Origin of the sequence: Streptomyces hawaiiensis, from assembly GCF_004803895.1 — a bacterium.
In the GTDB taxonomy this organism is placed as follows: Bacteria; Actinomycetota; Actinomycetes; order Streptomycetales; family Streptomycetaceae; genus Streptomyces; species Streptomyces hawaiiensis.
On record NZ_CP021978.1, the window covers coordinates 3,780,883 to 3,803,531 of the forward strand.

The 22,649-nt window shown below is 69.3% G+C and carries 20 protein-coding genes, 1 tRNA gene and 4 pseudogenes; 14 read left to right on the forward strand and 11 right to left on the reverse strand.

Features of this window, described 5'->3' with window-relative positions; translation table 11 throughout:
* Positions 1–9 precede the first annotated feature (9 nt).
* Entirely contained in the window at positions 10–1,551 is a 1,542-nt protein-coding gene (locus CEB94_RS17235) for an MFS transporter (protein ID WP_175433086.1), read from the reverse strand.
* Between the two features lie 182 nt (positions 1,552–1,733).
* Entirely contained in the window at positions 1,734–2,378 is a 645-nt protein-coding gene (locus CEB94_RS17240) for a TetR/AcrR family transcriptional regulator (protein ID WP_175433087.1), read from the reverse strand.
* Between the two features lie 345 nt (positions 2,379–2,723).
* Between CEB94_RS17240 and CEB94_RS17245 the strand changes: the two genes are divergently transcribed.
* The 3 genes from CEB94_RS17245 to CEB94_RS17255 all read left to right on the forward strand — a co-directional run bounded on the left by CEB94_RS17245 (position 2,724) and on the right by CEB94_RS17255 (position 6,288).
* Positions 2,724–3,995 carry a M6 family metalloprotease domain-containing protein gene (locus CEB94_RS17245; protein ID WP_246112163.1) on the forward strand — a complete coding sequence of 424 codons (1,272 nt, stop codon included), beginning with the start codon at positions 2,724–2,726 and terminating at the stop codon, positions 3,993–3,995.
* A 234-nt stretch (positions 3,996–4,229) separates the two neighbouring features.
* Positions 4,230–6,122 (forward strand): IclR family transcriptional regulator domain-containing protein, encoded by a 1,893-nt coding sequence (locus CEB94_RS17250; protein WP_246111820.1) that lies wholly within the window; start codon positions 4,230–4,232, stop codon positions 6,120–6,122.
* A gap of 90 nt (positions 6,123–6,212) precedes the next feature.
* Positions 6,213–6,288: transfer RNA gene (locus tag CEB94_RS17255), tRNA-Arg, on the forward strand.
* A gap of 77 nt (positions 6,289–6,365) precedes the next feature.
* On the opposite strand, the pseudogene CEB94_RS17260 reads toward CEB94_RS17255, so the two are convergent.
* Together CEB94_RS17260 and CEB94_RS17265 are read right to left on the reverse strand one after the other, a co-directional pair.
* A pseudogene (locus CEB94_RS17260) lies at positions 6,366–6,699 on the reverse strand (tyrosine-type recombinase/integrase); the annotation flags it as partial.
* A 104-nt stretch (positions 6,700–6,803) separates the two neighbouring features.
* Positions 6,804–7,706, reverse strand: a complete 903-nt coding sequence (locus CEB94_RS17265; RefSeq protein ID WP_175433088.1) for a LysR family transcriptional regulator — start codon at positions 7,704–7,706, stop codon at positions 6,804–6,806.
* A 188-nt stretch (positions 7,707–7,894) separates the two neighbouring features.
* Here CEB94_RS17265 and CEB94_RS17270 point away from each other — a divergent pair, with 188 nt between their 5' ends.
* Positions 7,895–8,191, forward strand: a complete 297-nt coding sequence (locus CEB94_RS17270; RefSeq protein ID WP_175433089.1) for a DUF1330 domain-containing protein — start codon at positions 7,895–7,897, stop codon at positions 8,189–8,191.
* Between the two features lie 261 nt (positions 8,192–8,452).
* Here the strand turns inward: CEB94_RS17270 and CEB94_RS17275 are convergent, their stop codons facing one another.
* Entirely contained in the window at positions 8,453–9,205 is a 753-nt protein-coding gene (locus CEB94_RS17275) for an IS110 family RNA-guided transposase (protein ID WP_281292505.1), read from the reverse strand.
* A gap of 486 nt (positions 9,206–9,691) precedes the next feature.
* Here CEB94_RS17275 and CEB94_RS40920 point away from each other — a divergent pair, with 486 nt between their 5' ends.
* The 4 genes from CEB94_RS40920 (at position 9,692) to CEB94_RS17295 (ending at position 11,260) form a co-directional block, all read left to right on the forward strand.
* Positions 9,692–10,147, forward strand: a complete 456-nt coding sequence (locus CEB94_RS40920; RefSeq protein WP_246111821.1) for a hypothetical protein — start codon at positions 9,692–9,694, stop codon at positions 10,145–10,147.
* Positions 10,148–10,236: 89 nt separating this feature from the next.
* Complete coding sequence (locus CEB94_RS17285) at positions 10,237–10,590, forward strand: hypothetical protein (protein WP_175433090.1); 354 nt, start codon at positions 10,237–10,239, stop codon at positions 10,588–10,590.
* Between the two features lie 94 nt (positions 10,591–10,684).
* Positions 10,685–10,951, forward strand: a complete 267-nt coding sequence (locus CEB94_RS17290) for a hypothetical protein (protein WP_175433091.1) — start codon at positions 10,685–10,687, stop codon at positions 10,949–10,951.
* A 60-nt stretch (positions 10,952–11,011) separates the two neighbouring features.
* Positions 11,012–11,260, forward strand: coding sequence for a hypothetical protein (locus CEB94_RS17295; RefSeq protein WP_246111822.1), 249 nt, complete (start codon positions 11,012–11,014; stop codon positions 11,258–11,260).
* Between the two features lie 343 nt (positions 11,261–11,603).
* On the opposite strand, the pseudogene CEB94_RS40925 reads toward CEB94_RS17295, so the two are convergent.
* Positions 11,604–11,766: pseudogene (locus CEB94_RS40925) on the reverse strand (oxidoreductase); the annotation flags it as partial.
* Positions 11,767–12,256: 490 nt separating this feature from the next.
* Between CEB94_RS40925 and CEB94_RS17300 the strand changes: the two are divergent.
* Positions 12,257–12,703, forward strand: a complete 447-nt coding sequence (locus CEB94_RS17300; protein ID WP_175433092.1) for a hypothetical protein — start codon at positions 12,257–12,259, stop codon at positions 12,701–12,703.
* Positions 12,704–12,876: 173 nt separating this feature from the next.
* Complete coding sequence (locus CEB94_RS17305) at positions 12,877–13,218, forward strand: MDR/zinc-dependent alcohol dehydrogenase-like family protein (RefSeq protein WP_175433093.1); 342 nt, start codon at positions 12,877–12,879, stop codon at positions 13,216–13,218.
* A 60-nt stretch (positions 13,219–13,278) separates the two neighbouring features.
* Here the strand turns inward: CEB94_RS17305 and pdxR are convergent, their stop codons facing one another.
* Positions 13,279–14,724, reverse strand: a complete 1,446-nt coding sequence (gene pdxR / locus CEB94_RS17310) for a MocR-like pyridoxine biosynthesis transcription factor PdxR (protein WP_175433094.1) — start codon at positions 14,722–14,724, stop codon at positions 13,279–13,281.
* Positions 14,725–14,802: 78 nt separating this feature from the next.
* Here pdxR and CEB94_RS17315 point away from each other — a divergent pair, with 78 nt between their 5' ends.
* Positions 14,803–15,756, forward strand: coding sequence for an aldo/keto reductase (locus CEB94_RS17315; protein WP_175437037.1), 954 nt, complete (start codon positions 14,803–14,805; stop codon positions 15,754–15,756).
* A 153-nt stretch (positions 15,757–15,909) separates the two neighbouring features.
* The gene (locus tag CEB94_RS17320) at positions 15,910–17,157 is read left to right on the forward strand and encodes an MFS transporter (protein ID WP_342790426.1); all 1,248 of its coding nucleotides are present in this window, start codon (positions 15,910–15,912) and stop codon (positions 17,155–17,157) included.
* A 279-nt stretch (positions 17,158–17,436) separates the two neighbouring features.
* Here the strand turns inward: CEB94_RS17320 and CEB94_RS17325 are convergent, their stop codons facing one another.
* Positions 17,437–18,414: a LysR family transcriptional regulator gene (locus CEB94_RS17325; RefSeq protein ID WP_175437038.1), complete on the reverse strand. Its 978-nt coding sequence runs from the start codon at positions 18,412–18,414 to the stop codon at positions 17,437–17,439.
* Positions 18,415–18,509: 95 nt separating this feature from the next.
* Here CEB94_RS17325 and CEB94_RS17330 point away from each other — a divergent pair, with 95 nt between their 5' ends.
* Positions 18,510–19,835: a nuclear transport factor 2 family protein gene (locus CEB94_RS17330; RefSeq protein ID WP_175433096.1), complete on the forward strand. Its 1,326-nt coding sequence runs from the start codon at positions 18,510–18,512 to the stop codon at positions 19,833–19,835.
* A 507-nt stretch (positions 19,836–20,342) separates the two neighbouring features.
* Here CEB94_RS17330 and CEB94_RS17335 read toward each other — a convergent pair.
* Positions 20,343–20,924 (reverse strand): annotated as a pseudogene (locus CEB94_RS17335) (site-specific integrase); the annotation flags it as partial.
* A gap of 134 nt (positions 20,925–21,058) precedes the next feature.
* The gene (locus tag CEB94_RS17340) at positions 21,059–21,436 is read right to left on the reverse strand and encodes a MerR family DNA-binding transcriptional regulator (RefSeq protein ID WP_175433097.1); all 378 of its coding nucleotides are present in this window, start codon (positions 21,434–21,436) and stop codon (positions 21,059–21,061) included.
* Between the two features lie 76 nt (positions 21,437–21,512).
* On the opposite strand from CEB94_RS17340, the gene CEB94_RS17345 reads away from it, so the two are divergent.
* Positions 21,513–22,241 (forward strand): SDR family oxidoreductase, encoded by a 729-nt coding sequence (locus CEB94_RS17345; protein ID WP_175433098.1) that lies wholly within the window; start codon positions 21,513–21,515, stop codon positions 22,239–22,241.
* 96 nt (positions 22,242–22,337) lie between these two features.
* Here the strand turns inward: CEB94_RS17345 and CEB94_RS40930 are convergent.
* A pseudogene (locus CEB94_RS40930) lies at positions 22,338–22,481 on the reverse strand (transposase); the annotation flags it as partial.
* Between the last annotated feature and the right edge of the window lie 168 nt (positions 22,482–22,649).

Below are 22,649 nucleotides of genomic sequence, written 5' to 3' on the forward strand. Positions count from 1 at the left end.
GCGCGGCCGTCAGTGGGCGACGACCGGGATCTTCACCTCGTCCGCCGCGTCCTCCTCGGAGGACGCCACCGTCGTACCGCCCGGGCGGCCGGCGTTGACGAAGGTCAGGGCGATCACGGCGGCCACCACGAGGATGCCGACGGCGAACCAGATGGCGCTGGTGTAGCCCTCCACCATGGCCTCCAGCTGGACCAGCTGCTGCTGGGACCGGCTGGTCGCCCCGGCGATGTGGTCGGCGACGTACGCCGTGGTCGCCGAGGCGGCGATGGTGTTCAGCAGAGCCGTACCGATCGCGCCGCCCACCTGCTGCGAGGTGTTGACCATCGCGGAGGCGACACCAGAGTCCCGCGGCTCCACGCCCTGGGTGGCCAGCGACATGGCCGGCATGAACGCCGTACCCATGCCGAGGCCGAGCAGCAGCATCGCCGGCAGCAGCAGAGCGGCGTACGAGGAGCCGATCTCCAGCTGGGTCAGCAGCAGCATGCCGAGCGCGGCGACCAGGAAGCCGGGGCCCATCAGCAGGCGCGGCGCGACCCTGGTCATCAGGCGGGTGCCGATCTGGGTCGAGCCGGTGATCATGCCCGCGATCATCGGCAGGAAGGCGAACCCGGTCTTGACCGGCGAGTAGCCCTTCACGATCTGCAGGTAGTAGGTCAGGAAGAGGAACAGACCGAACATCGCGATGATCGCGAGACCGAGGGAGAGGTAGATCCCGCCGCGGTTGCGTTCGGTGATCACGCGCAGCGGGAGCAGCGGAGCCTTGACCTTCGACTCGACGAGCACGAAGGACAGCAGCAGCACGGCCGACGCGACGAACATGCCGACGGTGACGGAGTCGCTCCAGCCGTCGGACTCGGCGCGGGTGAAGCCGTAGACCAGGGCGACCAGGCCGAGGGTGGACAGGATCACACCGGGGATGTCCAGGGCGGAGCGGTTGCGGCCGCCCTCGGGCTCACGGATGACGAAGTAGGCGCCGGCCGCGGCCACGATGGCGAACGGGATGTTCACGAAGAACGTCCAGCGCCAGTCCAGGTACTCGGTGAGGAAGCCGCCCAGGATCAGGCCGACGGCGCCGCCACCACCGGCGATCGCACCGTAGATGCCGAACGCCTTGGCGCGCTCCTTGCCGTCGGTGAACATCACCGCGAGCAGCGAGAGCGCGGCGGGCGCGAGCAGCGCGCCGAAGACGCCCTGGAGGGCGCGGGCGCCGAACATCATCGCCTCGTTGGTGGCCGCGCCGCCGAGCGCGGAGGCCGCGGCGAAGCCGCCGAGGCCGACGACGAAGGCCTTCTTGCGCCCCCAGAGGTCCGCTATCCGGCCGCCGAACAGCAGCAGACCGCCGAAGGCGAGGGCGTAGGCCGTGACGACCCACTGCCGGTTGCCGTCGGAGATGCCGAGGTCCTGCTGGGCGGAGGGCAGGGCGATGTTCACGATGGTGGCGTCCAGGACGACCATCAGCTGGGCGAGCGCGATGAAGACGAGCGCTTTCCAGCGGTTGGCGTCCGGTTCTCGGGCCGGTGCGCCGAAGGTCTTCGAGACTGTTTCAGACATGGGGATACCCACTTCGGGACTTCGTGACGAAAAAAGGTGACGAAAGGGGACGGCTCGCCTGCGGGGACGGCCGTAGAGACTGTCGCCTGGTCTTCAGACGGTTGGAAGGGCTGAACTACTGGGTCAGGGCCTCATGGGTCCGGGACTTATGGGTCCGGAACTTATGGTCCGGGACTGATCGGTCAGGGCCGGCGCAGATCCTCCAGGGTCACGGCCGCACCCGGGAGAGCGGAGCGAGCCGGAGCCCGCAGCCCGTCCAGGAACAGCTGAAGATGGCGGTGGACGAAGCGGTCGGCCCGGAAGCAGTCCGTGCCGGCCGGGGGCCGGCTGAGCTGGGCCACGGCGATCATGACGTCTCCGACATCCACGTCGGAGCGGAGCTGCCCGGCCGTCCTGGCCCGGTCCATGACCTCCGCGATCAGCCGCTCGACCCGTTCGCGCGCGGCCTCCAGGTCCGGGTGGTGCTGGTCGAACGTGCTGGAGACCATCGGGCACAGCGCGCTGATCCGCTCATCGGCGGCGGCGTGCACGAAGCGCTCCAGCGCCTCGAACGCGTCGCCGGTCTCGGTGAGCGCGGTCTCGGCGGCCGCGGCCGTACGGTCCATGACGGAGCAGACGACCTCACGGACGAGCGCGTCGCGGTCCGGGAAGTTGCGATACACCGTGGCGTTACCCACGCCGGCCCGGCGGGCGATCTCGTCGAGCGGCACTTCGGGGCCGTGCTCGACGAACATCTCCCGGGCGGCGGTGACGATCCGCTCCCGGTTACGCAGGGCGTCGGCGCGAGGCCGGGGCACCTTGCGCGCTTCGGGGCTGGCGGTCTGCACGGTGTACTCCTGGTGAGTGAGGCGATCCGGGGATTGGATCCCCGTTTCGGTCGGACACATGGCTAAACGGGGAGTGGGTCCCCGGTATTTCCCGCTCCTGTGGAAATTGCTTGTGACCTGGCTCACATACCCTCCCACCTCTTACCGGCGGGAAACCCACGATCGGTCTCTTCCAGCGCGCGTCCCCCCACCTCGCGACGCAGGGTGATCGCAAGGGTGCAGCCGGAGACCGGAGGCTGCCGTGGCGCGGGAGGTCCCTTGCAGGTCCCTTGCATCCAGCCGCAGCACCGGCACCCCCGCCCGGACGGCACGGGGCCGCCCGGCCACCGGATACCCAGGCGCCGTCTGGCCGCCCTGGCCTGCGTGACCGCCCTGACCTTCACGGTCAGCACCTCGGCGGGCACGGGCCGACTCGCCCCGGGCGCCAGTACGGCGGGAGCGGGCCCCATCGCCCTGTCCCACACCTCCGCACACGGGCCCTGCATGATCCGCGGCGCCCGCGAGGTCCAGATGTCCGAGGGCATCCCCACCTCCACGGGCTACACCCGCTCCACCGGCACCGTCCGAGCCCTCACCCTGATGATCGACTTCTCCGACGCCCCCGGCGAGGGCGACGCCCGGGACCGCTTCCGCGAGTTCTTCCCACAGACCCGCGAGTGGTTCCGCACCAGCTCCTATGGCCGCCTCGACTACCGACCCGAGACCCCCATCCCGTCCTGGCTGCGGATGCCGAAGTCCTTCCGCGAGTACGGCATAGAGCGCGGGGCTCCGTTCGAGCCCGGCTACCGCGCGCTGGTCCAGGACCTCGTGGCGGCGGCCGACCCGAAGGTGGACTTCCGCGCCTACGACCTGCTGAACGTCCTGGTCACCCCCAACGCCGGCCTCTCCGCCCTGGACACGGTCCTGTCCGTCACCTTCGCCGGCAACCCGGAGGCACCCAGGGCCGACGGCATACCCGTGGCCAACGCCTCCTTCGTGTACTCCCGCCAGGACGACGGCTCCGGCTCCTACGACCGCACCGGCTACCGCGTCCTCCCCCACGAGAACGGCCACGTCTTCGGCCTGCCCGACCTGTACACCGCGGACGGAGGGGGCGCGGTCGGCCACTGGGACATCATGAGCGAGGACTGGGGCGCCAACAACGACTTCCTCGGCTGGCACAAGTGGAAGCTGGGCTGGCTCGACGCCGCCCAGGTCCACTGCGCGGCGTCCACCGGCACCACGGAGTACACCCTGACGCCGCTGCCCCTCGCCGGTGGCTCCAAGCTGGTCTTCCTCCCCCTGGACGGCAGAACCGGCTACGCCGTCGAACTGCGCACCCGCGCCGGCAACGACGAGGCGGTGTGCCGCCCGGGCGTCCTGATCTACAAGGTCGACGCGGAGGTGGACACGGGCATGGGCCCGGTCACCGTCTACGACTCCCGCCGCGACAGCGGCGGCTGCACGCGCGCGCCGAACGTCCACGCGGAACTGTCGGACGCGCCGTTCACGCCCGGGGAGACGTTCCGCGACGCGGGCAGGGGGATCACGATCGAGGTGGCTGGGGTGGGGACGGGAGCGGCGGGCGCGGGGGCCGGTGTGGAGGGGGGGTATCGGGTGCGGGTGACGCGGGAGTAGGGGTAGGCGGTCGGGAGTTGGGGGGAGGGGTGGGCGGTCGGGAGTGGGGGGGGAGAAGGGTGGGCGGTCGGGAGTGGGGGGGAGAAGGGTGGGCGGAGTAGGGGGTGAGCGGCAGGGAGTACGGGCGATACACGGAGGCGTACGTTCGTCGAGCCCCTCCCGGCCTCCGGGCCACGGGTTTCCGGATTACGGTGGGCCTGCCGCGACCGTCGCGAGCGCCGTACCGGAGAGCCGATGCCAGCGAAGCCCATGCCCGAGACCCCGGAGGGGTCCGCCCCGCCGGCCGACGAAAAGGGGCCGGGCGAGGGGACGACCTCGTCGACAGCCCGGACGGCCGGCTCGGCCGCCCGGAGGAACGACCCGGCCGCTTCGGTGGGGGCCTCGGCCGCTCGGAGGGGCGCACCGGTCGCTTCAGTGGGGGCCTCGGCCGCTCGCGGAGGCGCACCGGCCGCGCGGGAGGGGGGACCGGCCGCTCGGGAGGGCGCCCCGGCCGCTCGTACGGCGGCCACCATCGACGAGCGAGGGGTCCCCGCCGAGGCGGTCACTCCCCTCATCCGCGGCATCGCTGTCCTGCGGGAACTGACGGAGGCGGACGGCACGCTGAGCCTGAGCGGCCTGGAACGGGCCACCGGTCTCGCCCGCTCCACGGTCGACCGCATAACGGCCACCCTCGCCCGCATGGGCTACGTCCGCTTCGACGGCCGGGACGTCCATCTCTCCCCCCGTCTAATGGAACTGGGCAACGCCTACATGTCGGCCCTGCGCCTGCCCGCTCTCCTCTCCCCGCACGCCGACGCCCTGGCCGACGAACTGGACGAGTCGGTCTCTCTCGCTGTCGCCGACCGCGACGGCATCCGCTTCATCCACCAGGCGACCCGCCGCCGCGCGATGTCCCTCAGCTTCCGCATCGGCGACCTGCTCCCCGCCGAACGCACCGCCCCCGGCCCGCTGTTCGCGACGGAGTGGACGGCCACGGACTGGCGACACTGGCGGGACCGCAGGGCGTCGGACCCGAGGGACCTCTCCTTCACGGCCGTACCGCCACGCACGTTCGGAGCGGACCAGAGGGACGACGAGACGTTCGCCCGCCGCACGGAAGAGGCGTCCGCGAACGGCTGGTCCCTGGACGACCAGCTGATCGAGCCGGGCCTGGTGGCGATCTCGGTACCGGTCCGAACCCCTGGAGCGGACGGCCGGATCGCGAGCGTGGCGAGCGTGGTCAGCCACACGAGCCGTCACACCGCGCACCACCTGCGCACGACGCTGCTGCCGAGGCTGCGGTCCGCGGTGTCGGACATGGAACGCGAACTCCGCCGCACCCCACCGCCCGAACCCGGGCCGCCCCCCTCGGACCTGGCGCTCTGGACAGGCGCGTCCAAGCAGCAGCTGGGCCGCGAGTTCATCGAATCCCTGGCCCGGGGCCTGACGGTCCTCACGGCCTTCGGAGAGGGCAGGCCGGAACTGACCCTCACGGAGGTGGCCCAGGCGACGGGCCTGGCCCGGGCTACGGCCCGCCGAGCCCTGATCACCTACGAACACCTGGGCCTGGTGGCCCCGGCGGGCCGCACCTTCACCCTGACCCCCCGGGTCCTCTCCCTCGGCTTCCCACCCCTGTCCCGCACCTCCCTCCCCGAGATCGCCCAGCCCCACCTGGCCGACCTGACGTCCCGCATCCACGAGTCGACGTCACTGGCGGTGCTGTCGGACTCCGGCGAGGAGATCCAGTACACGGCCCGGGTGGCCACGGCCCGGGTGATGAGCGTGAACATCACGGTGGGCACGCGTCTGCCGGCCTACGCGACGGCACTGGGCCGGGTCCTGCTGGCGGACGCGCCCACCGGCACGACCACGACCGAGCACACCCACGAAGGAGTCCTGGCCTCGGTCCGCTCCCGGGGCTACGCCCTGGTGGACGAGGAACTGGAAGAGGGCCTCCGCTCGATCGCGGTCCCGATCCGCGACCGGTCGGGCCGGGTGGTGGCGGCCCTGAGCGCAGCGATGCACGCCAGCCGCCGCACCCCGGGTGAGTGCGTGACGGACCTCCTCCCCGAACTGACCACGACAGCCACCCGCATCCAAACGGACCTCCACACAGCAGCCCGCTTCACAGATGTCCCCCTGACCTGACCCCCACACCCGTGCGACCCACATCCGGTACGCTGACGCCTGTGGTCCTCTCGGACCACGGGCACGTCGCTGCTTGCGTCCACTGCCACTGCCTTCGTAGCTCAGGGGATAGAGCACCGCTCTCCTAAAGCGGGTGTCGCAGGTTCGAATCCTGCCGGGGGCACCAGGTCAGAAGGGCCCGCACCTACGACTTTCGTAGGTGCGGGCCCTTCTGACATCTACAGCTGACATCAACGAGCCTGGTCACTGACGACCGGGGCGCCTCCTGAGCAGGCGGTCCATGTGGCTCATGGCTTCGCGCTGCGGGTCCTGGACGACGTGGGTGGTAGACGTCCATGGTGATGCTGATCTGGGAGTGCCCGAGAATCTCCATCACGACGCGGGGCGCGACTCCGGCAGCCGTGAGCAGGGTGGCCGTCCCGTGGCGAGCGTCGTGCAGCCGGATCACGCGGAGGCCGGCGGACTCGGCGACGCGGGTGAAGGAGCGGTACAGGTTGCGCGGCTCGACAGGGCGGCCGGTGCGAGTGGCGAAGACGTAGTCCGACTCCTGCCGGTTCTCCCCCGCCTTGGCATGAGCGCATTCAGCAAGACCACCGTCGTCGTCATCACCGCGAAGTCCGCCGGGCGCAGGCTCTTCGGCCTCGCCACCGCAGGCGTCCGTCTCGCTTGACCGCTTGCGCGTCAGTCCGGCAGCCAGTGCAGCTCGTGCGCCAGGGTTTTGGCGACGGCACGGATGCGGCGGTGTAGTGGCGACTGCTCGCGTGGGAGGACCAGGTGGATCGTCATGCTGGGCGCGCCTCGCAGCGGTCGCCAGGTGAGACCGGCTGGTTGCACCGTGGCCGCGGCTTCTCCGGCCGGGGCGAGGGTGGCCCCGTCGCGCAGGTCGCGCTGAGACATGTCGAAAGAGACTGCGGGCGTGTGGAATCGGGGGCGTGGTCGGGTGTCTCGGAACAGTGCGGACAGCTGATCGTGGATCACGGGGTTGGCCGCACGGTCCGGGAGTCGCAGCGGATACGCGGCCGCGTCGGCGATCTCGATCTCCGGGTGTTCGGCCAGCGGATGGTGCTGCGCCAGTTGGACCCCGATGCGCGCACGCCGCAGCAGGAACCGGCGCACGCCACGGCCCGGCTGTTCACCGCGGGTGATCCCGGCATCGATGCGGCCGTCGGCGACCGCGGGGGAGATCTCCGGTGTCGCCATCGGAACCGCGCCGACCTCGAGTCCGCTGTTGCCGCGAATCAGCCTGTCCACCAGGGCCGGTGCCGTCTCGGCCCCGGTGCTGAGGCTGTATCCGATGCGCAGCGTGCCCAGTTCACCGGCCGCCGCGCTCCGGGCGGTGTCCCATGCCCGGTCCAGCGCCGCCAGCGCGGGCGGCGCGGACTCCGCCAAAGCCGCACCGGCCGTGGTCAATACGACGCTACGCGTGTTGCGGACCAGCAGGGCCGTGCCGAGTTCCGCCTCCAATCGGCGCATCCGGGCGCTGAGTGCGGGCTGTGCGATACCGATCCGTGCTGCCGCGCGGGTGAAGTTCAACTCCTGCGCCAGCACCAGGAAGTACCGCAGACTCACCGTATCCGGCGCCACGTGGCCTCCCTGCCGATTGATAACGATCCGTTCTGAGTCTATCCCGTACCGGTCTTTCCCTCGACCGCACATCAAGCCCTAACCTGCGCATACGGCGATTCAACTGACCGCAGTACCCGTCGCCGGGATCGATCGATCTGAGTGTCAATTCGAAGTCGGACATGTCCGGCCGAACACAGGAGGTTTCCATGGCTAAGGGCTACTGGGTCAGTGTCTACCCCGCCATTTCCGACCCTGAGAGGCTGACTGACTACAACGAGCTGGCCGGTTCGGCTGTCCAGGCTGGGGGCGGGCGCGTCCTGTCCCTCCTTGGCGGTCGAGTCGTCGCCCACGAGGCCGGAATCACAGAACGCGTCGTTCTGATCGAGTTCGACAGCTTTGAACAGGCCGTCGCGGCATACGAGAGCGAGGCATACCAGAAGGCGCTGGTGGCCCTCCCCGACGGCTTCGAGCGCGACTTCCGCATTATCGACGGCATCGACTGACCGGCGGGCCCAGCCATCGCTGAGCATCCGTCACCTGATACGCACACGGTACTCAACGACGACTCACGAGACGAGTTCGAAGCCACGCCCCGCGTCCCAGCTCGTCGTCGACGGCCTGATCCCTGTCGGGCGGGCCGCGAAGCGGAGTTCGGGGCAGCCGACACATCATTGCCCGACAACCGACTTGCCTAATGAACGCCCGGGATGCCCCAGAGCCCTTCCGCTGGCATTTGACCAAGCTCCCGACCCAATCCCCCATCGTCACGGATATCGTCGCCGTACGGGTCCGTGGAATCGATCCGCTGCCAAGCGAGCCTGTCGTGCCTGGTCGTAGTGGTCCAGGTGCAGCCGGACCAGGAAGGCGTGATGGTCGCGTAAGCGGCCGGTCAGGGCCTCGGTGAGTTCGGGGATCTTGTTGCGGAGCTTGCGTTTGGCCAGCTCCGCGAGGGTCTGCGGTTCGCGTTCACCCGAGACGAGAGCCTCCAGCATGGCCCTGCCGGAGACGCCCATGATGTCGGAGGCGACCGCGGCCAGCTTGATCCCGGTGTCCTCCAGCAGCTTCTCCAGGCGCTGGACGATCTGGCCGCGCTCGCGGGTGAGCTGGGTGCGGGCGCGGGTCAGGTCACGCAGTTCGCGCACCGGCTGGGGTGGCACGAACGAGGCGCGCACCAGGCCGTGCGCGCCGAGCTGGGCCAGCCAGGCCGCGTCTGAGACGTCGGTCTTGCGGCCGGGTAGGTTCATGACCTGACGGGCGTTGACCAGGATCACGTTCAACTCGTCGGCCAGCAGGTAGTAGAAGGGCTTCCAGTAGTCCGAGGTTGCCTCGATCACGACCAGGGTGACCTGGGCGGCGAGCAGGTGACCGCGCAGGGCGAGTACCGCGTTCGTCGATCCCCAGGTGGTGGTCTCGGTGGTGAAAGACCCCCGCCGCTTGGTACTCGGGGTGCGGACGCACGCCTTGGCGTCCTTCTTGCTGATGTCCACCCCCGCGCAGCGTTCGTGCAGCACGTCCACGGTCCCGATCCCTCCCTCACCAGCCCGAGTGGTACGCCGTTCGGGGAGGGCCAGGGTGAATCAGGAATTCTGACGCACGTGCTCGCAGCAACACTCCACGGTTCCCGTGGACGGCCCCCAGCACCACGCTGACCTGCGAGCTCACCGGCATCACAGAGCGATCGGCTTCGGCCGGAACGAACCCCACCAGCGTCCCGCCGCGGTATCAGCCCACGGCAGAGGAAGGTCGACAGCCTCGGCGAGGGGCTGAAGATTTTCGGCAACGGCTTCCTGGAGGGCCTGAGGGCACCGTTCGAGTTTCTCGGCGACGCCCAGGCCGCCGTCACCGGCCAGAACGGTGGTGTAGGGGCCTTCGTCGACACGTACCTCCCTGTCCGCCCGGCCTACCGGCTCTACCGGGCCGAGTACCTGCTGCGGCAACAGGGCTGTGACGCGCTGGCGGACCTTTACTCGGATGCTGCGGACGAGCTTGCGCAGCAGCTCGCGGTGACTGGGGTCGGTGGACTCACGGGGTGGCGGCGACAGGCGTACGAGGCCGAGGAGTCGATCCTCAACTCGGGAGGGATCGCCCCCCGAAATGCCAAAGGCAAGTACGCCAAGCGTGACGGCGTAGAGGGGCGCGACGGCTCGAACGACGAACTGACGACCTGGGAAAACCTTATGCTGGACGGTGCGACGGTCATCGCCAGAGAAGTCTCGGTCAAGGCACCCGGATTCAAGGTCCGGAAATTCGATGGCCTGGTCAACATAAACGGCCACTGGTACGGGATCGAAACCAAGGGCGGCTCAGCCAAGCGAAATCCGGACCAGAAGAAGTTCGACGACTGGCTGAATCTTCCTGGAAACACGGTCACCACGAAGGGCGGCCTCGTACTGGAAGGCGTATTCGACTCATGGATTCCGCCCGGTAGCATGAAGTCCCGAGAGCACCTGGACGAGTAACCGGTCGATTCCGGTCGGGTAAGTTCGAGTCGAGTGAGCGGCGTGGGCGCCTGAGCGACGGGCTCCCACGCCGTATCGAAAGGACGGTCATGAGCTACGACCTCGCATTCTGGTACGAGAGCGGTTCCCTTGACGCGGCGGCGGCATATCAGAAATACGACGCGATGACGGATGGTGAGTCCGGGGTTACTGCGGAGAGTCCGCGAGTTGCCGATTTCTACCGGGATGTTCAGAAGGCTTATCAGGATCTGACGGAGGACACCACGGAGGAGGAAGCAGATCAATCCCCCTGGACTTCTTCCGTTTATTTCAACGGAGAGTACGTACTTGTCAACATCGCCTGGTCCCGGAAGAATGAAGTCTCCGACACCCTCATCACCATGGCGAAGAGCCGGGGACTTATGACCTATGACCCGCAGCGGGAGCTGGTCGTCGAAGCGTGACGTGCGCAAGTGGCCTGCCGTATGCCTGGCTGTCGGCGATCGCTACCACCGTTTGAGGCGGTTCCGGTCGCCCAACGGAGGAGGAGTCGGACTGATGCTGGACATCGAAAAGGCGACCAGATTGGCCCAGAGGTTTCTGGATGAGGAAGTGAGCCACGAGGGAATGCCCTTCGCACTCGTCGAAGGAGAGCATGCTCAGGTCGGAAGCACGTTCTACTTCGATTGTCAGTCAGTCGCCTACCTCCGGAGCGGAGACATCCGGGACATGGCCATCGGCACGGGCTACGTGTGCGTGAACGGAGAGACCGGCAAGTGCCGCATGCTGGGAGCTGTCGAGTCCGCCAAGCTCGACCTGTTTTGACCAGTCTCTCAAGATTTCCTCTGTAGCGGCGTTGGGAAACAGGCTCGTGGCCCGCCACGCGTGCCACAGGCGAACTGGACGCTGTCCCGGATCCGTATCGTGCACACGGATGATCAGTTGATCGCCATGGCGCGAGACATGCTGAAGGCAGCTGGCCTGCATGGGCACAAGTACGCCATCGACGTCATTCTGGCCGCTGTGGCCGGGCGGGAAGCCGCGCAGGGAGCTCAGGCAACAGTCTTCACCTCCGACACCGACGACATGAATCAACTCCTCGCGGGGCACCCCGTGCGAGTCGAGAAGGTCTGACGAAACGCCGCCCGCGCTGCACTCCGACCACTCGCCGGCTCCCCCGAGCACAGCACCCCCATGTCGGACAGCACCCACCGGCACGTATTCAGCACACATAGGAGCGGGAAGCACTGCGAACACAGAAGAAGTGCGGAGGAGTGTTTCCCCTGGCCAGACGCCCCGTGGCCCGCATCTCCGCAGGTCACAGCCCCGCCCCGTGAAACTCCTAAAGCGGGTGTCGCAGGTGCGAATCCTGCCGGGGGCACAACACGTTAAGCCGCTGGCCTGGGGTTTTCTCCCCAGGAAGGCGCTCTGGTCGGCCTCGGACTCGTCGTCCGGGGCTGTTTGCGTGAGCGGACGGGGATACTCCGGCCGTGACCGTGGTGGCCAGGACCCAGCCGGCCGCGAGCAGCCCATAAGGCCGGCCATTGTCCGCTGCCGCGCGGCGCGGAGGCGCCTTCCTGCGCGAACCTGACGATCGGCACCAGCAGATCGAGTGTGTAGAAGGCGGCGTTGAATCCGGGGATGACCGCATCGTGCCAGCATGCACTCTGCCGGCCGACCGTCTCGTGACGACGCCCTGTGAAGCCTCCTCGCAGTCCGGGGCATGCAGGACGCCGTGGTCGGGCCCGCGCCGGGCGTCCAGGTTCCGCAGCTCCCAGCCTGTCGGCCTGCGGGACCCGAGGATCTCCCGCTCGATCGGCGCCGGAAGCCGTGTGGTGGGGACGTCGCCGTAGAGGACGCCGTCAACGGCCTTACATGGGCCGGAACTTGCACCCACAGCGTGTACCAGGCAGGCTCTACGGGACCGTTCTCGCGGGGAGTGTGAGGGCGAAGTGGATTCCGTGGCGGTCAGCTGGGACTGTCAGGATCGCCGGACACCCGCGAGTCCGAGTCCCTGTCCTCGGGCCCGTCTGGCCTCGCGCCGGTGCAGGAGGCCGATGTAAAGGCCACGGGAGGGACGAAGAGGCGGAGCCGACCGCCTACAGCAGCAACTCCTCGAAGGATGTGTCCATGCGGCTGGCCCTGAAGACGTCGGAACCTGTGCGAACCCGGTCCAGACGGAGGATCCTCATCACACTTCTGGTTGCCGCTGTCACCGCCGCCCTGGCGATCGGCTGCATCGCGGTGGCCAACGCGGTGAACCAGCCGGAGCTCCGGCTACGCGGCATCCCCGGCAGCGGCATGCTGAACGCCGCCGCGCTCTCCGACGCCGCACTCACGGTGGACGTGGTTGATCTCAGCGACGACGAGGCGCTGGGCAACGAGGCATTGCGCACTGTCGAGGCCAGGCTGAACGGCGAGATCGTCCCCACCCGCTGGATCGGAAGCCACCGGGTGCTCGATCTGGGGGCGTTGCGGGACGGGGAGTACGAACTGACGGTGACCGCCGACCCAGGCCTGCTCTCGGCTGAGATCAATCTCAGTCGCCGCTTCATCGTGGACACCACCCAGCCCTGACCTCAAGGTCCCGACGTGTGCTGAGCTCGCCCACGAGCACCTCCCGCCGCCGACCCTGCGGTCCGAGAGTGAAACAGCTCGCCGGCTCCTCTGAGTAACCCATGCCCTCGTCGGAAAGCGTCCACCGGCACGTACTCAGCACACATGGGCCGGCCAGGCACGGCGGTGCGGTCGTGATCGGAACGGCCGGCCCCGGCAACCACGCCTACCTGTGCGTGCTCGGGGCAACACCGGTCGAGTACGGAGATGGTCTGGCCGACCGCGTACGCCAGGTTGCGCCCGACGGGGTGGACGCCGCTCTGGACGCGTCGGGACGCGGCTCCGTGTCGGCCCTGATCGAGCTGACCGGCGATAGGAGACGGGGCATCACCCTCGCCGATGCCCGGGCCTCTGACCTCGGAGTGCGATACGTCTACGACGAGCCGCACGGTATGCCAGGCGTCCTCGGGCAGGTGGCGGCGATGGCGGCCGCCGGCAGCCTCACCCCATGCCAATCGCTCGCACCTACCTCATGACCGATGCAGGCGCTGCACACCGTGACAGCCAGAGCCGCCACGTCCGCGGAATGCTCGCTCTCACGTGGGCAACCGGGCGCTGACCTCTCTCGGACAGACCCGCACACTCTGATCGGCCACCGCCGAGGCGAGCACGGTCACGGCGTCGTCGATGGCACCGTCGGCGAGATTGCCGTAACCCAGGACGAGGCAGTTCGCCGGTTCTCCGAGGTCCATCTGGTAGGAGCGCAGGTCGACCAGCCGGAGTCCGCGGGCGGCCGCGGCCGTGACGACGCCGGCCGCGTCGGCACCGTCGCCGAGGTGGGCCACCAGGTGCAGGCCGGCGGCCGTACCGGTGACCCGGCACGTCGGCAGCCGGGTGCTCAGTGCGTCGAGCAGGGCGGTCCGCCGGGCCCGGTAGCGCCGTCGCACCGATCGGAGGTGCCGCTCATAGCCACCGGTCCGGATCAAGCGGGCGAACGCCAGTTGGTCCAGCACCGGCGGGCCGGACCGGGCGGTGCCGCTCGTCTGCAGCACCCGGCACCATCGTGGCGGCGCGACCACCCAACCGATGCCCAGGGCCGGCGACAGAGTCTTGCTGACCGAACCCAGCAGCACGACCCGCTGCGGGCACATCCCCTGGACCGCACTCAGCGGCCGGTGGTCGTAGCGGAACTCGGAGTCGTAGTCGTCCTCCAGCACCACACCGTCGACCCGCCGCGCCCACGCCACGAGCGCGGCGCGGCGCTCCGCCGTGAGCGTGACTCCGGTCGGGAACTGGTGGGCCGGTGTGCTGAGCACCGCGCGGATCGCAGGGTCACGGTCCAACTCAGCTACCCGAAGGCCGTGTTCGTCCACCGGAACCGGCACGACACTCAGCCCGGCCTCGCGTGCCACGTGGTGCAGGCGTGTCCAGCCGGGGTCCTCGACGGCCACGCGGGCGATCCCCTCCGCTCGCAGGGCGCGGAACAGACGGGCGGCGCCGTCCGTGACACCTGTGGAGATCGAGACGTCGTCGGTGTCCGCCACGACGCCCCGGCAGCGGTGCAGGTGGTCCGCCAGGACCCGGCGAAGCTCCAGGTGTCCGCCCGGCACGGGAAAACCCAGGTCGAGGAACGGCACACGGCGCGTCTGGTCGCGGAGCGCCTCACCCCACCGGGACCGCGGAAAGGCGCGTAGGTCGGGAAGGCCCGGCGTCAGGTCGTACCGCGTCGGCGGCGTCGGCAGTCGGTCGGCGTCCGGCTGCGCGGGCGCGGCATCGGGAGACCAACGCACTCTGGTGGCTGACCCGACCCGCGCGTCCAGATATCCCTCGGCGACCAGTTGTGCGTACGCCTGCGTGACGACCCAGCGGGAACAGCCCAGTTCGGCGGCCAGGAGGCGGCTTGGCGGCAGGGCGCTGCCCGTAGGAAGCCGCCCGGAGCGGACCGCAGCCCGCAGCGCGCGGGTCAACCGCTCATGCTTCGCGCCGGTGGCGGGGAGGTCGAGCAGCGCGCCCCACGCGAGATTGGTCTGGGATTCGGTCACACCATTGGATCGTAGGGCCTCGCCAATCGTCGTTAGCGTGGATCGCGATCACGACAGGAGGTCGACGTGGAACAGAGGATGCTGTCCGACGGCGGTTCGGGGCTCGGCGTGAGCGCGCTGTGTCTGGGAACCATGCACTTCGGTACGACGGTCGACGAACGGCGGGCGTTCGCCGTCCTCGATCGGTTCACCGAGGCAGGCGGCACGTTCATCGACACCGCCAACACCTACGCGTTCTGGGTGCCCGGCGGCACCGGTGCGGAGAGCGAGGAGCTGTTGGGCCGGTGGCTGGCGTCCCGGCGGGCCCGCGAGCGCGTCGTGTTGGCCACCAAGGTGGGCGCGCTGCCCGATCCACCGGGTGCCGCCTGGCCGCAGCACGCGGAAGGGCTGTCCCACAAGGTGGTCCGGGATCAAGCAGTGGCCGGCATGCGCCGCCTGGGCACCGATCATCTCGACGTCTACTACGCCCACATCGAGGATCGCCGTACACCGCTGGAAGACACGGTGGCCGCCTTCGGGTCACTCATGGGCGAGGGCCTGGTCCGGGTTGCCGGGTGCAGCAACCACGCCGCCTGGCGTGTCGCCCAAGCCCGTGAGCTCGCCAAGGCCGCGGGCCTGCCGGGATTCAGCTGCGTCCAGCAGCGCCACACCTACCTACGACCGCGACCGGGCGCCGAGTTCGGTGCGAACCCGCACATCAGCGACGAGTTGCTCGACTACGCGCGCGAGGAGCCCGACCTGACGGTGCTCGGCTACTCGGTGCTGCTCTCCGGCGCCTACACCCGCTCCGACCGGCCGCTGCCCGAGCAGTACGACCACGCGGACAGCAGACGACGGCTGGAGGTACTGGCCGACGTGGCGAAGGAGCTGGGTGCGACGCGGAACCAGGTGGTCCTCGCCTGGCTGCTCCGCGGCAACCCGCCGGTGCTGCCGGTGCTCGGCGTCAGCTCGGTGAGCCAACTCGACGAGTGCCTCGGCGCGCTGGACCTGGAACTGGACGACGAGCTGCGGCACCGCCTCGACAACGCCTGATCAACTCACGCGACGACGACACCGCGCCGACGGGCCCTGACGTCCCGCTCCCTGAGCGCTGCTGGGGGCCGTCCCACCAGGCCCCGACCCCTGTCCCGGCCCGGGCTCCGTGCCGCAACGCCTCCGGTCCCGGACTCCCGCCGCTGGGCGCAACTGGAGGTACTCGTGACCCGTGTCCGTGACCACCGGACCGTCCTGCTCCGAGCCCGCGTTGCGACATCGCTGGCCTTCCTGGCCTTCGGGACCGCGTTGGGCGCCTGGACCTCCCGCATCCCCGCGATCAAGCAGCGGCTCGACCTCGGCGACGGACAGTTGGCCGTCGGGCTGCTCGCCTTCGCCGCCGGTGCGATCACCGGCATGCAGGTGGTCGGTCGTCTCCTCGACCGGTGGGGCAGCCGTACGGTGCTGGTCCCGATGGTCTTCGTCGAGGGAGTGTTCCTGATCCTGCCCGCCCTGGCGGTCGACGTGGTGACCCTCGCCGTCGCCCTCTACGCGTTCGGCACCGTTCACGGCACCCTCAACATCGCCATGAACGCCCATGCCGTCGAGATGGAACGCGCCGCCGGCAGGCCGCTCATGTCGACCTTCCACGCGATCTACAGCATCGGTGGTTTCGTCGGGGCGGCGGCCGGTGGCGTGTCCGCCCATGCCGGTTCCGCGGCGGTCACCACGTTTCTCTCCGTCGGCGCCGCCATCGTCGCGGCCGCCCTGTGGACGGCGCGCTGGGCGTTGCCCGCCGCCGCCGTCCCACCGGTGACCCGGGACCGCTCCACGATCGGAGACGACTGTCCACAGCGGAGCACTGCCGCTCCGGCCGGAGTGCAGTTCCTCGGGATCCTGGCCTTCTGCTGCCTGGTCGGAGAGGGCGCGGCGGCCGACTGGAGCAGCGTCTACCTGCGCGACACGCTGGGTAGCGGAGCCGGGTTCGCGGCTACCGCGTATGCCGCATTCTCGATCATGATGGTGGCCGGCCGACTTGTCGGGGACCGCCTGACGGCGCGGGTCGGCCCGGTCGCCCTGGTACGGGGCTGCGGCGCCGTCGCAGCGGTCGGCCTCGGCGCCGCGCTGCTGGTCGGCCACCCGCTGGCAGGCATCGTCGGCTTCGGCTGTCTCGGTGCCGGTCTGTCCTGCATCGCGCCGCAGGTGTTCTCCGCCGCCGGCAGCCGCTACCCGACGCATGCCGGCCGCGCGATCGCCCGCGTGGCCAGCATCGGCTACCTCGGTTTCCTGACCGGGCCGCTGCTCATCGGCGCCGTAGCGGAACTGACCGGCCTGGCATGGGCGCTGACCATCCCGGTGGTCCTCGCACTGTTCGTCACGCTGACGGCCGCCGCCCTGCGGCCACGACCGTCGGGGGTGGATCCGTCGTGGGAGGCCGGTCCGCGCACGTCGTCCGGGTGACTGGTTTTGTTGGTGGAGTCCAGGCTCTGCCACAGATCTTGGGGAGCGGTCGCGGAGCATCAGTGGAGCAGGATCATCTTGCGGAGGAGTTCGAATCCGGCACGTCCGCAGAGCTGCCTTTTGAGCTGGGGAGTGCCCCCACACAGACTCCTACCGGGGGCCGGATGGCATGGCATCCGATGCGATGACGTCGCCGATGGTGGCCATGGGGCCGAGGGTAGGTACGCCGTGGATCGGGCGCGCTGAGCAATGCCCGATCCGCTTCTGCGGCAGGGGTGTTCAGCCGGGTGTTTCCGTGACGCTGTCGTGAAGTGCCGACGCAGCGGGGTCGACGTTCGCCTCAGCCGGCTGGTGTGCGGCGTGGGTGGGACGACGTGGGCCGAAGGCTGTCGCGAGTTGGTCGAGCAGGGACGCTGCGGATGGGTGTGGGTCGCGACGCGGTGTGATCGTGTAGATGCCCCGGGTCGGGGGATCGATGAGGGCCACTGTGGTGAGGTCCGTCCGCAGTGCACACGTCAGCACACCGGGTATGAGCGCGATGGCGTGGCCGGTTGCGACCAGGGCCATCTTGCCGGGCAGATCGGCCGCAGTGAGGTCGACGCGGACGGTGACTCCGGCGCGGGCGGCGTGCTGGCGCAGCAGCGCTGCCGAGCCGTCGTTGTCCTCGACCCAGGTCTGATCGGCCAGCGTCTGGATGTGCACCGGGCCGTGTCCTGCCCGCGGATGGTCGATGGGCAGCACGACGGCCATGTCGTCCATCCCCAGGAACCGTCGTTCGACGCGCGGGTCATGGGGCAGCCCCGGTGGCGCATCGGTGACGACCGCGACGTCGAGATCGCCGGCGATCACACGGTCGTGCAGTTCTGGGCTCAGCCCGGGCACCAGGCTCCACCGGAGGGGGGCGGCCTCTTCCAGCAGGCGGCGGATCGCCGCGGGCACGATCCCGGCGGCCAGAGACGGCGTCGCGCCGATGGCCAGAGGCCGGCTGATCGCCCCGTCACGAACGTCCCGTGCGGCACGAACGGCGCGGTCGGCATCGTTGAGCGTGGCCTGGGCGTGGTGACGGAACACTTCGCCGGCAGGCGTCGGACGCACGCCGCGCACATGCCTCTGCACCAGCGGCACCCCGAGCTGGCGTTCCAGCCCGGCGATCTGCCGGGACACGGCCGACTGCGTGTAACCGAGCTCGGTGGCCGCTGCCGACAGCGACCCGAGTCGGCACACCGTCACGAATGTCCGCCACACGGTCAACTCCATGGCGTAAGTATGCGCGGCCCATATGCGCATCCCGCACAGCCGTACTGCTGGATCTGCGCTTGTCGCAGGCATCACGATGCCTGCACGCTGTTTGCATGACCGCACCGCACACGATCGCCGTCCTCGGCTTGGGTCGCATGGGCGCCGCCATCGCGACACGACTCGCCGACCATCATTGGGATGTCGTCGGTTGGACACGCTCCGGGCACACCGCAGGCGCTGTCGAGACGACCGGCGACCCGAACGACGCCGTGGCGAAGGCCGATATCGTTCTTCTGGCGTTGTTCGACGGCCCGGCCTGCCAACAGGTCGTCGACCACGTCCGTGACTCGCTGCGAACGGACACGATCGTGGTGAACACCAGCACCATCGCTCCCGCCGAAGCGGCAACGCTGGCCCAGCAACTCGGCCGGTCCTACGTCCATGCACCCTTGCTCGGCTCCGTGTCAGCTGCCGCCGCCGGCACCCTGCAGATGCTCGCCGCCGCCGACCAAGACGCGCTCGACCGGGCCCGGCCGGTTCTGGAAACGCTGGGCACCGTGCGGCGTATCGACGACACCGCCACGGCCGCCGCGCTCAAGCTGATCGCCAACAGCAGCCTCGCCGGCGCCGTTCTCGCACTGCGCGAGGCACTGCGGCAGGCCGACGCCCTGGGCCTGCCCCGTGCCCAGGTGCTGGACGTCCTCGAACTCGGCCAGCTCGGCGGGCTCGTCGCCCGCAAGCGGGCCTTCCTCGCCGACGAGCCGACCGCTGCCACGACCGAGTTCACGATCGGCGCGCTGGCCAAGGACATGGCACTGCTGGCCGCCGAGTCGAACACCCCCCTGCGCAGCGCAGCCGACCTGGCCGACACCCCTTCCGGCCCTGAGGCAGACATCGCCGTTGCCGCCACGGTCCCCGCCGTGGAAGACGCCGTGCTCGTACCGCTTCGCGCCTACATCCGCGGACACGCCACCGGCGACGCCTCCCACTTCCGCGACGCGTTCCTGCCCACCGCCCATGTCGCGGGAATACGGGACGGCGCATTCGTCTCATGGTGCCTGGACGAGTACCGCGCTCTCTTCCATGGCCAGCCAGCTTTGGATGAAGCGACCCGCTCCCGCCGCATCGACGCCATAGACGTCCACGGCACCGTCGCGACCGCGACCATGACGCTCTGGCACGGCGCGGACACCTTCACCGACACCTTCCTGCTGGTCCACGACGACGGACGCTGGCGCATTGCCAACAAGGCTTACCACCGAGACGCAGCGGTCGCCCGTCAGGGAGCGTCAACTTCGAGCCAGAGGAACGGATTCAGCACACACGGGGCCGGGAAACCCCGGGAACACGCGAGAACCACGGAGGGCTGTTATCCCAGCCCAGTCCCCTTGCAACCGGCGTTTCCGCAGGTCACAGCCCCACCCAGGGAAAACTCCTAAAGCGGGTGTCGCAGGTTTCGAATCCTGCCGGGGGCACAGGGACAAGGGCCAGCTCAGGAGGGGTTTCCTCCCAGGCCGACCCTTCGGCGTTTCAGGCGCCGTGCCACACGCGTGCCACTAATGCCATACGGATGCCACATCTCCTAGCCGGAGCGTCTGAGTCATCAGTGGCCGTACCCGCGCTTGGTGGTCACTCAGTAATGGCTCGCCACCACAACGAAGAGGCACGCGACGACCGCGACTACGCAGAGAACGGCGATGGTGATCAGCACACAGCCGAGCACTCCCGTAGTCCACGTGATCGCTGACCAACCGAACCGTGTCGCTCGTTCCGCCCGCTGCACTGCTTCGTGGTAGTCACTGTCGTCATACCAGCCGCGATCAGCCATGTTTCCCCCTCTGCTGGACCCTACAAGTCCGGCCCTCTCGCCGGAGACCGGGCCGTGACCGCCCCCCTTCTTCTAGCGGGCATTTTCATCCGCTCTTGCGGATCATGTCCCCAAGCCGGTCCGCGAAGTGCATTTCGGCCGTGACGCCAGCTGCCTTCCGGGCCTTGACCCAGTCGTCGCGGAAGTTGCTGCGACGCAACTGCCCGCCCTGGGGTCCGACAAAGACGTGCCCCTCACGGCCGGGAGCGGCGAAGTGCTCCAGGTGGTGCGTGACCGCGTCGAGGAGTTCGGCTGGGAAGGAGACAGAGCGCGCTCCCGCCGCGGACTTCGACGCCTTGTCGAAGAGCCGACCGTCCTGCAACTCGGCCCTGAGCACGGCGCACGTGACGGTCAGCCCCTCCAGGTCGACGTCCCGACGCCGCAGGGCCGCCAGCTCCCCGAACCGCAGAGTGGTGAAGGCCGCCAGGAGCACGAGCAGCCGATAGCGCGGCGCCATCGAGTCGGCCACGGCGAAGACTTCGGCCACCGTGTGGACAGGCCGTTCGGGCACGTCGTAGCGGTCCGCACCTTTGCTGCGGCACGGGTTGCGCCGGATCAGCTCGTCGTCCACGGCGGTGTTCATCTGGGCGCGCAGCAGTTGGTACGCCTTGACCACCGTCGGCTCACCGAGGCCGGCCGCGAGGAGCCTGCCGCGCCAGCTGTGCTGGTCCCCGCCCTGCCCGAACACCGAAATCGCGTCGGCCATCCGGCAACAGTTCCCCCCTCAACGACTCCTCATCGCCCCAACCAGAACCGCGAGGTTGGATCGCTGATGAGACGTCTGGCCGACCGCGCCTACGGGTGCGTGTCCGTGATCGCGATGACCTCGTCTAGGCGGTCCAGGGCGGCCTGCAGGTCGTCGATCTTGGCCTGGATGCGCTCGCGCTCGGCTCGCAGCATGGCTCGTTGCTCGGCGTCGGTGTGCCCGGAGTCCCAGCACGGAAGGAGTTCGGCGATCCTTCGGCTGGTCAGGCCGACGGCGAACATCTGCTGGAAGAAGCGGACCAGGGGGATGGCGTCCTGCCGGTACAGGCGCTGGCCGGACGGGCTGCGCTCCGCGATGAGCAGCCCTTGCTGCTCGTAGTAGCGCACGGCGCGCACCGAGACGCCGGCACCCCGTGCCACCTCGCCGATGCGGATCAACCGCTCGGCCGCGGCCACTGTGACAGTCATGATGATTCCTCTCACCCATGGCCCTGACGGCCAGCACTTGCCTCTGACGCTAGCGTCAGGTTTTAGCGTCGCGGACATGGATATCAACAACTCCGTCGCCCTTGTCACCGGAGCCAACCGCGGCCTGGGCCGCGCCTTCGCCCAGCGCCTGCTCGAACGGGGCGCCCGCAAGGTCTACGCGACGGCCCGCCGACCGGAGGCCGTGGACCTGCCCGGGGTCGAGGTGCTGCCCCTCGACATCGCCGATCCCGCATCCGTGAGGGCCGCCGCCGAGGCCGCCCCGGACGTCTCGCTACTCATCAACAACGCGGGAATCAGTACGGGGACCGACCTGGTGACCGGTTCGCTGGAAGCGGTGCGGCACGAGCTGGAGACCAACATGTTCGGCCACCTGGGAATGATCCGGGAGTTCGCGCCGGCGCTCGCCAGGAACGGCGGGGGCGCGATCGTCAACGTCCTCTCCGCCATGTCGTGGTTCGGGGGCAAGGGCGCCAATGCCTACCACCTGACCAAGGCCGCCGCCTGGGCCATGACCAACGGTGTCCGCCTGGAGCTCGCCGAGCAGGGCACGCTCGTCACAGCGGTACACCTCGGCCTGGCCGACACCGACATGGCCGCGGGCTGGCCGGTGGACAAGATCACTCCGTCGGACCTGGCCGACGCGGCGCTCGACGGTGTCGAGGCGGGCTCCGCCGAGGTCCTCGCCGACCAGTGGAGTCGGGACGTCAAGTCCCGTCTGCCGCTGACGCCGGAAGAGTTCAACGCCGCAATGGACCGCGCCCTGGCGGCGCTGATGGCGGCCTGAGGGCCCCTCGGGCCGCACGGACTTCGGCCGGCTGCTTCTGCATCGGCCTCTCGAACTCCTCTACTTGAGGTTGAACTCGTGGTGTCGTGTCGCTGATCAGGCGGGTCTGATGGTCAGGCCGGTCCCGGCGAGGCAGCCGTCTATGAGGTGCCTGCCGTACTGGATGAGGCGTAAGCCGCGTCGGATGCGCTGGTCGAGGTGTTCGGGGGTACTGAAGGCGACGTTGGAGAGCCATCCGCGCCCCTTCAGGATGATCTGTTACACCGCCGATCACCGCGGTGAGCTGACCCCGTCGAGGGAGATCGCCGAGAAGGCGTGGTTCCGCTACGCCGATCGGGGCCGAGTCTCGGCCGTCGATGAGCCGGCGTTCGACGCGCTTCCCGAGGCCGGGCGGCTTTCCTGATCCCG